At 40.3% G+C, this 13,292-nt stretch carries 7 protein-coding genes; 5 read left to right on the top strand and 2 right to left on the bottom strand.

Translation table 11 applies throughout. From position 1 onward, the window contains the following. Window positions 1-171: 171 nt before the first annotated feature. Window positions 172-3,249: a TonB-dependent receptor gene (locus Q0954_RS21890; RefSeq protein WP_299460413.1), complete on the top strand. Its 3,078-nt coding sequence runs from the start codon at window positions 172-174 to the stop codon at window positions 3,247-3,249. A 77-nt stretch (window positions 3,250-3,326) separates the two neighbouring features. Further along, window positions 3,327-4,907 (top strand): RagB/SusD family nutrient uptake outer membrane protein, encoded by a 1,581-nt coding sequence (locus Q0954_RS21885; RefSeq protein WP_299460412.1) that lies wholly within the window; start codon window positions 3,327-3,329, stop codon window positions 4,905-4,907. A gap of 130 nt (window positions 4,908-5,037) precedes the next feature. On the opposite strand, the gene Q0954_RS21880 is transcribed toward Q0954_RS21885, so the two are convergent. Further along, window positions 5,038-5,910 carry an AraC family transcriptional regulator gene (locus Q0954_RS21880; RefSeq protein ID WP_299460409.1) on the bottom strand — a complete coding sequence of 291 codons (873 nt, stop codon included), beginning with the start codon at window positions 5,908-5,910 and terminating at the stop codon, window positions 5,038-5,040. A 282-nt stretch (window positions 5,911-6,192) separates the two neighbouring features. Here Q0954_RS21880 and Q0954_RS21875 point away from each other — a divergent pair, with 282 nt between their 5' ends. The 3 genes from Q0954_RS21875 to Q0954_RS21865 all read left to right on the top strand — a co-directional run bounded on the left by Q0954_RS21875 (window position 6,193) and on the right by Q0954_RS21865 (window position 12,597). After that, window positions 6,193-8,214, top strand: coding sequence for a beta-L-arabinofuranosidase domain-containing protein (locus tag Q0954_RS21875; RefSeq protein WP_299460407.1), 2,022 nt, complete (start codon window positions 6,193-6,195; stop codon window positions 8,212-8,214). 69 nt (window positions 8,215-8,283) lie between these two features. Next, on the top strand, window positions 8,284-10,155 hold the full coding sequence (locus Q0954_RS21870) for a glycoside hydrolase family 13 protein (protein ID WP_299460405.1): 1,872 nt from the start codon (window positions 8,284-8,286) through the stop codon (window positions 10,153-10,155). A 138-nt stretch (window positions 10,156-10,293) separates the two neighbouring features. Next, window positions 10,294-12,597, top strand: a complete 2,304-nt coding sequence (locus tag Q0954_RS21865) for a TIM-barrel domain-containing protein (RefSeq protein WP_299460402.1) — start codon at window positions 10,294-10,296, stop codon at window positions 12,595-12,597. A gap of 346 nt (window positions 12,598-12,943) precedes the next feature. On the opposite strand, the gene Q0954_RS21860 is transcribed toward Q0954_RS21865, so the two are convergent. Continuing rightward, on the bottom strand, window positions 12,944-13,292 hold a 349-nt coding region (locus Q0954_RS21860; RefSeq protein ID WP_299460399.1), incomplete at its 5' end, for a hypothetical protein.

Raw genomic sequence — 13,292 nt, 5'->3', positions numbered from 1 at the left:
AATCAAGTTCATTGATAGTACAATGTTGTTCCCTCAGTGAAAGCATTAAAGTGTAAACTATCAAAAGGGTTGTTTTTACTCAAATAAAAATTGCCATTGTATTAGTAAGGTAAAATGGCAATGCTGTGTTATACCAAACTGATTTCACTGAAAAATTAACCTTTAAAACGTATGAATAAATTTTACAACCATTTATTGGCAGTAGCTGACCAGCCTAAAAGCCTGGGAGAAATTGCTGGTATATTGACCAAAAAATACCAAAAACTGCTAGGTTTGGTTTTAGTATTTTGTTTATTAAATATGCAGGCTTACGCCCAAACTAAGGTATCAGGCAGGGTACTGGATACTAAAGGGGAAGGTTTGCCTGGGGCTACCATCATAGAAAAAGGAACTACCAATGGAACTTCAAGCTTGGCGGATGGCTCTTTTGCTATCACTGTAAACCCTAATGCTACATTGATTTTTAGTTTTGTAGGGTATGCCACGCAAGAAATAGAAATAGGCGCACAAACTGTGATAAATGTAACCCTGACTGATGATGCAGCATTGCAAGAGGTGGTGGTAGTGGGGTATGGTACCCAAAAGAAATCAGATGTTACGGGCGTAGTGACTAAGATTGATTCAAAAAACTTTAATAAAGGACCTATAGTATCTCCTGATCAGTTGATTAATGGTAAAATTGCTGGAGTACAGGTTCAATCAAATTCTGGAGAACCTGGCGGACAAACCAGAATTCGCATAAGAGGCGGCACATCGATCAATGCAAGTAATGAACCCTTATATGTGATTGATGGAGTGCCTATAGACAACACTGCCATAAACCCTGGGGGGTTTCAGGATGGACGTAACCCGTTAAACTTTTTGAATCCTGACGATATTGAGAGCTTTACTGTATTGAAAGATGCTTCGGCAACAGCTATTTATGGTTCACGCGGAAACAATGGAGTAATTATTATTACCACTAAAAAAGGAAGAAGTGGCAAAGGAAAATTAAACTACAGTAATTGGTTTTCGGTGGGTTCTATTGCCAATAAAGTAGAGGTGTTCAATGCGGCAGAGTTTAGAGCCGTTGTGCAGGACAAAGCACCAGGTAGAGTAAACGAGTTAGGCAACACCAGTACCAATTGGCAAGATCAGCTGTACCAAACAGCCATCGGGCAAAACCATAGCCTGAGTTATGCAGGTGGTATAAAAGGGCTAAATTACCGAACATCACTAGGCTACCTAAAGCAAGATGGAACCCTGAAAGGAACAAGTGCTGAACGTGTCAGTTTTGCCTTAGGACTCAACACTAAGTTGTTTAAGCAATTAAATGTAGATGCAAATTTTAAGCTTGCCCAGAATAAAGATGTTTTTTCGCCTAATAGTGTTATAGGAGGCGCCTTGAGAATGGACCCTACTCAAGCTATTTTTGATGCCAATGATACCCAATACGGAGGATACTTTGAGTACGCCAATGATTTGGCAACCAAAAATCCTGTGGCAGAGCTTGCCTTGACTGATGACCAAGGTAAAAACTTGAGAACTTTAGGAAACATTAAATTTGACTATCAAATGCCTTTTTTGAAGGGCTTGAGTGCCAACTTAAACTTAGGCTATGACCACCTCAAAGGCGATAGACAGCGTACTTTACCCACTAACCTGCGTTCTCAGTCGGGTACTTTAGGAGAACACAGAACTGCTGATTATACCAAAACCAATTCTTTGCTAGAGTTTTATCTGAAGTATACCAAAGATTTCAAAGGAATCAACAGTAGGTTAGATATAACTGGGGGTTACTCTTATCAAGATTTTAGAGAAGAGTATATAGACTCGGTATTTACTGACTTGACCGGAGCTACCCCTAAAAATAAGCAGGGATTCAAAAATATTCAGAAGAATCGTTTGATTTCGTTTTATGGGAGGATCAACTTCTCTTATGCCGATAAGTTATTGCTCACGGCTACCTTACGCCGTGATGGTTCTTCAAGGTTTGGATTAAACAACCGTTGGGGGAGTTTCCCTTCAGTCGCGGCAGCTTATCGCCTGAGTGAAGAGGCATTCTTGAAAAACTCTAAAGTAATTTCTGACCTGAAAATAAGGGCTGGCTATGGTATCACAGGAAACCAGGACATTGCTGGGCAAAACTTTGCTTATTTGCCTACTTATACCATAGGTGACAGTACAGCGGCTTATCAATTTGGCAATACTTTCGTAAATACGATTCGCCCCAATGCGTATGATCAAAACCTGAAGTGGGAAGAAGTAAAGTCTTTTAACATAGGACTTGATTTTGGATTATTTGCTGGCAGGCTCTCTGGTTCTGTGGAGTATTATAAGAAAACCACCAAAGATTTATTGTTTACGGTGCCTGTAGCAGCTGGGGCTAATTTGTCTGATCGGGTATTGACCAATGTAGGTGAGTTGGAAAATAGCGGGGTAGAGTTTACTTTGGATGCCGTGGCAATCAATAGCAAGGCCTTTCAGTGGAATGTAGGCTTTAACATTGCCTGGAACCGAAATACTTTGCTAAGGTTTTCTAAAATAAATGACCCTGCATTTGTAGGTATTTTGACTGGGGGCATTTCGGGTGGAACAGGTAACACTGTCCAGATTTTGCAAATGAATCAGGCGGCAAACTCGTTCTATTTGTTTAAGCACAAAATGGGAGCAGATGGCAACCCGTTGGTAGATGGGGTAGACCACAACGGAGATGGAAATATAGACAATGCTGATATATACGAAGATATCAATGGGCCAGATGGAAAGCCTGACGGCAGAGTAGATGAGTTGGACAAGAGAGCAGTAGAAAACCCTGCGCCTAACATTTTAATGGGCTTGACCTCTAATATGCGCTTCAAAGGTTTTGACCTTAGCTTTACTTTTAGAGCCAACCTTGGCAATTATGTATACAATAATGTCAAATCTGACGGAGCTTATTACAACCGGGTAATTAACGAAGTTGTACCTACTAATATGCCTCGTTCGGTTACTGAAACCAACTTTGTAGCGCCTCAATATTTTTCAGATGTATACTTAGAGGATGCCAGTTTTCTTAGGTTAGACAATATTACCTTAGGCTACACTTTTGATCAATTGTTGAAAAACAAGTTTAATCTCAGAGCGTATGTAACCGCGCAAAATTTGTTTGTGATTACTAACTACAGCGGTTTAGATCCGGAGGTTGCCAATAAAGATGCGCTGGGTATTGACAATGACATTTTCCCAAGAGCCAGAACTATCATTATGGGACTGAGCTTTGGTTTCTAAGCATGTATATTGCTGAAAAACAAGTATTGGACAACCCCTCTTTTCAACAAAGTATTTAACAGACAAATCACATCACAATGATTAAAAATATATTTAAAATTACTTGCTTGCTCCTGCTGATGTTAACAGGGGTAGCTTGTACAGATTTAGACTTAAAGCCAGAAACAGATATTACCGCAGCCACTGTGTTTGGTGCTGATGAGGCGGCTTATACTTCGTTTATTGCTAAGCTATATGCTGGATTGGCAGTAACTGGGCAGCAAGGACCTAACGGACAGGCAGACATTAAAGGGATAGATGAGGGCTTTTCTAGCTATTTGCGTCAATTTTGGGGAGCGCAGGTATTATCTACCGACGAAGCCGTGATTGGTTGGGGAGATGCTGGTTTGCCTGATTTTCATTACCATACCTGGACTCCAGCAAACAACTTTTTGAGTGCCATGTATAATCGGGTATTTTTTCAAGTGTCTATGGCAAACGAGTTTTTGCGTGAAACCTCTGATGCAAAATTGAGCGAAAGGGGAGTAAGCGAAGCAGTAAAAGCTAAAATCAGTGAATACAGAGCCGAAGCCAGGTTTTTGAGAGCATTGAGCTACTGGCACGGGCTCGATTTATTTGGTAATATACCTCTGTATGACGAAACTTTTGCTGTGGGCAATAATGCACCAACTCAGGCAAGTCGTGCCGAAATATTTGCCTTTATCGAAACCGAGCTGAAGGATATAGAAAGCAAAATGGCTGCTCCAGGCACACAACAATACGGCAGGGCTAGCCAAGCTGCTGCGTGGATGTTACTTGCCAAGTTGTACCTAAACGCTGAGGTGTATGTAAATACTGCCAAATATAGCGAAAGCCTTACTTACCTAAATAAAATTATAAGAGCGGGTGCTTATTCACTTAAACCTAATTTTCAGGAAAACTTTATGGCGGATAATCATACTTCACCTGAGTTGATTTTTACTATACCATTTGACGGAGCCAGAACCCAAACCTGGGGAGGGATGACTTTCCTGATCAATGCTTCTTTAGGTGGAGACATGAATACAAAAGACTTTGGCATGAACGGTGGTTGGGGAGGTACACGCACCACCAGTAGTATTGTAGATCTTTTTCCTGACGCAACAGGTACTATAGACGAAAGAGCCATATTCTTTACTGGAGGTAAAACCAAAGAAATTACCAATGTAGGAGATTATAACTCTGGTTACTCTGCACCTAAGTTTATCAATAAAACATCTACAGGAGCCAATGGTCAGGATGGCACTCACCCTGATACTGATTTTCCTGTATTTCGTTTAGCCGATGTGTATTTAATGTATGCTGAGACAGTATTGCGTGGTGGTGGTGGTGACTTAAACACTGCACTAAGTTATGTAAATCAATTGAGAGAAAGAGCTTACAATAATATTACAGGTAACATTACTTCGGCTCAATTGACCCTGGATTTTATCTTAGACGAAAGAGCCAGAGAGCTGATGTGGGAAGGGCATCGCCGTACTGACTTGATTAGGTTCAACAAGTTTACCGAAAATGGTGTGTGGCCTTGGAAAGGAAACGTAGCTGGAGGTAAAACCACTGAAAAATTCAGGGATATATACCCAATTCCTGCCACTGAAATTATTTCTAACCCTAACTTGAAACAAAACACGGGGTATTAATAGCAATAAGGTATCAGTCAAAAGCTATAAATGGCTTGAAGCTTGTATAATGCAAAATAAAAAAGGATGATCTTTTCAGGTCATCCTTTTTTGGTGTAAAAACTTATCGCTTGTGGCCAAAGCCCTGAGTCTATACTTGTACCCTGCTTTTCTTTTTAATCTCTACTCTATAAGTCTTGGGCGAACATTCGTAAATATCTTTGAAAGCCTTGTTAAAATAAGAAATGCTATTATAGCCACTTTCGTAGGCTATTTCACTGATATTTTTATCGGTTTTGATGAGGAGCTGAGAGGCATACCCCAGCCTGATTTCATTCAATATTCTTGACAAGGTTTTGTGGGTTCGTTTTTTCAAAAAGTGACAAAAAGCCGAAGAACTCATGTTGGCAATTTCGGCAATTTTACTGAGCTTAATATCGCTTCTAAAGTTCTGATAAATAAAATTCATTACCTTTTCTATCCGCTCAAAATCGGTAGTCATATAATTAATATTTACTTCATCATTAATTAGTGGAGTGTAATGTTTCCAAGTGGCAAGTGTATCTAAAATTTTGAGTACCCCATTCAAACGATCAATGCCTTGTTTTTTGCCTAACGTGAGTAAATCGTTACGCAATATTTTTAATATATCGCCCTGAAAGTGAATACCTTGTTGAGACAGATGGATCATTTTTTTGATTTCATCTACCTCTGGGGTATTCCAGAAAGCATTGCCTAAAAAATCTTTTCTAAACTGTAGTACCACTGCTTTGGTGTTATGTTTTACATCTTCATCATAACTGATCCAGGCGTGGGGTACCTTTTCGCCCAGAAATACCAAATCTCCATCAGTAAAAGTGGTAATATGGTTGCCTACATAGCGAGTTCCCGAACCTTGAATAATCCAGGTAAGTTCAAGCTCCTCATGAAAATGAAAAGGGTAAGTAAACAGTGGTTGATCAAGATAGAGTACCCTAAATGAATAGCCAATGGGAGGGACTATTTTTTCATGCAGTGGATTCATTACTTAATTGAGTATTTAAATTGTCGTATTTGTGAAAAAAATCAATATAGTGTAATTTTTTTCAAAATGAAGGTGGCTTTCCGAGAAAAAGCCAATTATTTTTGATATAGATACAAATATAGCATTCCCTCGTAAAATGGAGCTATATCTCAGCTCTTAAAAAAGTAGCATTTTACATATAACAAATAATAAAAGAATTGATTTCAGGCGATTGCAAAAAATTCTCACCCGAATTTTTAATAGACAACTCCTTTGATTTTCAAACAAAACAGGAAATGTAAGATGCCGTTGGGCTTTGATGAAAACTTACAAAAATACAAGATAAACTCTATGTCAGAAAACCCTTTTAAGCGCATAAATACAGTAGCACAAAAATATGAATGGTTGGCATTTGGTCATATAAAACCTAAAGGATGGATGCTAGAGCAAATGCAGCGAGATTTAACGGAGGGCTTTTTGGGCAAGCTAGATGAATTGGTGCCTGATTTGATCAAGGAAGATGATATTTATGGACAAAATAGACTCAGCAAGAATGTAAAAAGTAAAGACTTGGGCAACGAGCCGGAAGATAAAGAGTGGGCGGTGCAATACCTTTGGTGGAACAGCGAAACCCAATCTAACTGGCGAGATGGTTACATTAGGACAGCGGTACTTACCTCTAATCAGGTAATACTTGAAAAAATACAAAAGTATGTGGAACATATATTGAGTTGCCAAGACCACGACGGATACCTGGGAATATATGATCTTGAGTTACGATATAACTTTGACAGCGAAAACGGAGAACTTTGGGCACAAGCCTCTTTATTGAGGGGACTGTTGGCTTATTATGAAGCTACTCAAGAGCAAAAAGTGCTTAATGCTGTTGTAAAAGCAGTGCGAGTAACTATGCAAGCATATCCACCGCAGGCTTCCAATCCTTTTGGGGTAAAAGCTTCATTTGCTGGAGTAGGGCACGGGCTCATGTTTACCGATGTGGTAGATCGTTTGTATCAACTTACCAAAGAAAAAGCGTATCTGGAGTATGGTTTATGGTTGTACGAAAACTACAGTCAAAACAGGCTCAGTGAACAAGACATTCAATACAAAAATGCTATAGACCCAGCGTATAAGTTCAAAGGGCATGGAGTACATACTTATGAGCATATTCGTGCTTTGGCTACTGCCTATTATGCTTCAGGCAACCCAGCGTTGAAGAAAGCGTTGGGTGACTATGTAACCAAGCTCGAAAAGTGTATTACTCCCAGCGGAGGCCCAATAGGAGACGAGTGGGTAGCCGAACGGTATGGCGATGCCACCAAAACCGGATATGAGTATTGCTCCATTCATGAACTGCTTGATTCATATACACATTTGTTGCAAAAAACTGGAGACATGCAGTGGGCAGACAAAGCTGAATGGCTATTATTTAATGCTGCCCAAGGAGCTCGTCACCCTCAGGAAAACTGTATTGCTTATCTCAAAACTGACAATTCTTACGCTATGGCAGGCAAGTTTCGCCCAAGCGATGTATGCCAGGAGGGAGAAGTAGAACAGGTGCGTTATAAGTATTCACCTACCCATCAGGATGCAGCCGTTTGCTGTAACCCCAATGCAGGAAGAATTTACCCTTACTATGTCAAAAGTATGTGGTTGCGTAGTCAAACTGGTTTGGTAGCGGCCTTGTATGGGGCATCAGTGCTCGATACCGAAATCAATGGAATCCCGCTCACAATAGAGCAGAAAACAAATTACCCCTTCGAACATCAAATCTCCTTTGAATTCTCCGTTTACCAGCCCCAAACTTTTGAATTTTGTTTGCGCCAACCTGCTTGGGCAACTGGAGCCCAAATACATATAAAAGAGGCTAAAGTAACCAAACAAGACCAATTGTGGATAATACATAAACAATGGCAAACGGGCGATGTGGTAACTGTAAACTTTGAGGCAGAGGTAGAAGTAAAGCAAGACCAAAAGCAAGATTGTTATTTGTCTTATGGCCCACTCTTATATGCTTTGCCCATCAGGGCAGAACGGACAGTACACAAGTCGCACCCAGTCAAAGGGTTTTATGATTTGTACTATACCACCAACGAAAATATTGATTATTATTTTGATAAAACTGGGGCAGGCAAATTTGAATATCAATTGCAGCAGGTAAATATTGAAAACCCCTGGGGCACCCCTGTTTCTGTGCTTAAGGGCAAACTTTGGAACACCCAAGGGCAGTTGCAAGAGGTTACCTTATGGCCTTTGGGCAGTACTATCTTGCGCCGGGTTACTTTCGAACCCAAACTTTTGCCAACAAGCAATCAGGCATCATAAAAAACATCATTTGGTTAATTGAATGGCAGGTTTTACACCTGAGATTATTACTTAATATATACATTGTCAATGAAAAAAATCACTTACTTATTTATCATCATGGGCTTGTGCCTAAGTGCGGTCAAAACTCAAGCTCAGCAAGTAGTTCAAAGGGTGGAGCCTGCCTTTTGGTGGGTTGGCATGGCAAATCCTGAGTTACAGTTGTTAGTGTATGGCAAAAACCTAGCAGCAATGAATGTAAGCCTCTCTGAAAACAAAGGAGTAGAACTGGTAAGTGCTATGCGAGTACAAAGCCCTAATTATTTGGTGCTCAACCTACACATAAACCGTCAGGCAAAAGCCCAAAGTTTTAATATATTATTTAAGCAACAACGCAAAACTGTTTTTACTTATAATTATTCACTTAAAAGAAGGCAGACAGGCTCGGCACAACGCAAAGGCTTTGACCCATCAGATGTGTTGTACCTGATTACACCTGATCGTTTTGCCAACGGTAATCCAAAAAACGACAGCCACCCAGCCATGCGCGAAAGTGCCAACCGCAAAAATAAAGGCGGACGCCATGGGGGAGACATCAAGGGTATTGTAGATAAGCTTGACTATATCAAAGACATGGGTTTTACGGCAGTATGGCTTAACCCAGTGCTGGAAAACAACATGAAGGAGTACTCTTACCATGGGTACTCTACTACCGATTTTTATAAGGTAGACCCTCGCTTTGGGTCAAATGAAGAGTACCGCGAGTTGTGCGCTAAAGCCAAAGCCAAAGGAATCAAGGTAGTCATGGATATGATTGTGAACCATTGTGGGTCGGAGCATTGGTGGATGAAAGATTTGCCTATGTCAGATTGGGTGAATAATCAAAAAGGATTTTTGGATAAAAAATACAAAGGCACTACTCACCGCAAAACCGTGATTCAAGACCCTTATGTGGCGCAAACCGATGTAGACGAGTTTAACAAAGGCTGGTTTGTTCCTACTATGCCCGACTTGAACCAACGCAACCCTGTTATGGCAAAATACCTTATTCAAAATAGCATTTGGTGGGTAGAGTATGCTGGGTTATCAGGAATCAGAATGGATACTTATTCATACAGCGATTCGGGTTTTATGAGCGAATGGTCGTGCAAAGTAATGGCAGAATACCCCCACCTAAACATCGTAGGGGAGGAGTGGTTTTATAACCCAGCTATAGTGTCTTATTGGCAACGTGGCAAAAAAAACCGTGATGGTTACCAGGCTTGTTTGCCTAGTTTGGTCGACTTTCCGTTACACGAAACCCTTGTAAAGGCATTGAACAAAAAAGAGGCAATGTTTTCGGGTTGGATACATGCTTATGAAATGCTTGCCAATGATTTTTTATATGCTGATCCTTTCAATTTGGTTACTTTTCCTGATAATCATGATGTAACCCGTTTCTTTACTCTAATCAACGAAGATTATAACCTCTTTAAACTAGGAATTGCTTATTACCTCACAATGCGAGGCATTCCGCAAATATACTATGGCACCGAGGTGCTCATGACTAGCCCTAAACACCGCGATGATGGCTTGGTACGAGCCGACTTTCCTGGAGGTTGGCAAGGCGACAAAGTGAATGCTTTTACTCAAAAAGGCTTGACTGCTCAGCAAAAAGATGCCCAAAAGTTTTGCAAAAAACTATTGAACTGGCGCAAAAACAACCCTGTCATTCATCAAGGTAAGTTGATGCACTATGCCCCCAAGCAAGGCATATATGTATACTTCAGACATTATCAAGGCAAAACAGTAATGGTAGTGTTGAGCAAAAACTTGCAAGAAGTAAAACTTAACCTAAATCGTTTTATACAGTCATTGGGTATCGCCAAACAGGGCAAAGACATTGTTTCGGGTAAGCAGCTAAACCTGCAAAATACCTTGATTGTGCCCGCCAAATCTCCTATGATTATAGAAATTAATTAAACCAGTAGATAAAACAAGGCGAAGGTCTTGGTAAATAATTTGGGTAAGGAATGGTGAAAATTAAGTGACCACTTTAGAGATAAATTATTTTTTCACCATCTCTAACGCTCCTTAAACAGAAGATCAATTGTGTTAAAAATGAACAGCAACATGTCCGGTAGTAGTCAAGCACTGAAGACTGGCGTAATAGAAGTAGCGTGTGGCAAAGGTACCTATACCATTGCCGCCCTTACTAACAATGTAATCAAGGTAAGCTACCAAGATATCCTCACTACTGAATGCAAGCAATATGCAGCCGTTTTGTCAGAACCAATAGCTATTCGGCTAGAAGAACAAGACAACCACATCATTGTTGAAACTCAAGAAGTGAAGTTAGAAATTACCCGTTCACCTTTTTCTATCGACTTTTGTGACCAGCAAACGGGTTCAAAGCTCAAGGGAGGCGAGTTTAGCCGCAAAGAAGGCATCGCGTCGTTTAAGTTTGGGCTCAAAGGCGACGAAGCCATCTATGGCATGGGGTCGCGTGGTATGCCAATGAATCGTCGTGGGCATAAACTCCTCCACTACAATTCTCACGAGCCAGGCAACGGTATGGGCTTTGAGGTGATGAACTACTCGATACCTCATTTGGCTTCTTCGGAACAATACATGTTGTTGTTTGATAACCCCGCGCGTGCCTGGATGGACATTGGCAAAACCCAAATTGATGCTTTAGAATATACCAGCGAAGGGGGCAACATGGTATATTATTTTGTCAATGGGCAATCGTTTGAAGAACTCATGGGCGAATATACTCAACTGACGGGTAAGCAACCTTTGCCTCCCCTATGGGCAATGGGGTATATTCAATCTCGCTTTGGTTATCGTACCCAGCAAGAAGCCACCAAAGAATTGGACAAATTACTAGAAGCGGGCTACCCGGTAGATGCGATAATTTTGGATTTGTACTGGTTCTCTGATCACGAGAAACCTAAGTGTATGGGGAATTTAGACTTTAACCAAAAGCATTGGCCTAAGCCCCAAGAAATGATTCAATACTTTGCCAGTAAAGGCGTTAAAACCATCCCTATCACTGAACCCTTTTTTACTACCAACTCAGACCATTACAAAGACTTGGAAAACAAAGAGCTATTGGTAAAAAATAATGCAGGAGAGGTAAGAACACTTCCTGATTTTTTCTGGGGTGAAGCTGCTTTACTTGATATTTTTAAACCAGAAGCCCAAGCTTGGATATGGGAGCGCTACAAGTATATGAAACAATACGGTTTTGATGGTTGGTGGGTAGACTTGTGCGAGCCCGAAATTCACCCTGAAGATATGGTACATGTCAATGGCAAGGCCGCTGAAGTACATGGTATTTTTGGGCACCAGTGGGCGCAAATGTTATTTGAAGGCTATGCCAAGGAGTACCCCGAAGAACGCATTTTTCAATTATCACGTGCTGGTTTTGCAGGCTCACAACGATTTGGTGTGGTGCCTTGGTCGGGCGATGTACGCCGTAGCTGGGATGGGCTCAAAGCCCAACCTTTGATTATGCTCAGTGTGGGCATGTCGGGCATTGGCTATATGCACTCTGATGCCGGAGGCTTTATTTATGGCGAAAAAGACCCAGAGTTATATACGCGTTGGATGCAGTATGCCGTATTTACCCCTGTGGTTCGTCCGCATGCTTGTGGCGATATTTACCCAGAGCCTACCTCCTGGAGCGAAGAGGTGCAAAACCACATCAAGCCATTCATCAATTTACGTTATCAATTGTTGCCTTACAACTATACGCTTGCCTGGAAAAACTCAGTAACGGGCATGCCATTGGCACGACCACTCTTTACTCAATTTGCCAATGTGCCCGATACAGTAGAAGACCAATATATGTGGGGCGATAATATTTTGGTTGCCCCCGTGTTAGACAAAGGCATTAGAAACCGCAATGTATATTTGCCCAAAGGCAACTGGTATGACTTCTGGAACCATCAGTTTTTGCAAGGCGATAGCACCATCAATGTAGGGCTTACCTTAGACAGCATTCCAGTGTATGTAAAAGCAGGCAGCATTATACCTACTACTCCAGAAGTACAATCTACCTCTTTTTATACTGGCGAAACCCTGCAAATGACTTATTATGTGGGGAATGAAAGCTCTCAAACTCAATTGTATTTTGACGATGGCAAAACCAACAACGCTTATGAACGAGGCTTGTATGAATTGGTCACTATAGCAGCTACCGTAAACAAGGAAGAAATTGTATTAAGTACCCAAGTCGAAGGCAAAGGCTATGAGGGAGCCCCAAAAAAACGCTTATATATTTTTGAACTCATAGGTTTGGCGCAAGCCCCCAAAGAGATGAGTGTAGCTGGAAAAGTGCTTTCTCATGAATGGAATCAAGAAAAAAACATTGTAAGCTTTGAAACTGACTTGAATGATGATGTTATCATCACTATTTAGAATGGATGGTGGATAAATGAAAGCTAGTAATTTGCTTTGCTTTGAGGTTTTGATAATAGATGTGAGAAGTTTTATTAAAATTGATAATGTGAAGTTGATTCAACTATCAACCATCAACTAAAATAAATGTCTTTATAAAAAAACTAATATTATTTTTTGAAAACGATAAAAATCCCTTGCTAAGTAAAATGGAAAAAATAAAGTAATCCAAAAGAAGGCAGTATCTGTTTGTTGGACGATGAAAAAAATCTTTGCGTAGCCTTAGCTACGGAACTATTTTTTGAAGAAGTACAACGGTCAGAGACGAAATTCAGTGGATTAGGTTATTTTTGTAGTTTTACTAACTTTAGGAAGGGTATTTTTTTGCCCAAAGTATGAAGGGTACCAAAACAAAAAAAGCATCCTGAATTGTCAGAATGCTTTTGTTAAAAATATTGAGGGAATTATTATTTTTTTGTATTAAAGCTATACTATCTATTTTGCCTGATGATCCCTTTTGGGAAACTATTATTTTTTGCCTGATCATTATTTTCATAAGTATGTACATCGAGTGGGTCAAATCTCTCCCCCCTTGGCTAATTTTTTTTGAAAAAATATTTTCTTGCTTTTTTACTACAGCAAAAAAAGCATCCTGAATTGTCAGAATGCTTTTGTTAAAAATATTGAGGGAATTATTATTTTTTTGTATTAAAGCT

It is taken from the genome of uncultured Microscilla sp., from assembly GCF_947493425.1.
GTDB lineage: Bacteria > Bacteroidota > Bacteroidia > Cytophagales > Microscillaceae > Microscilla.
This window is presented reverse-complemented; position numbering and strand designations above follow the sequence as displayed.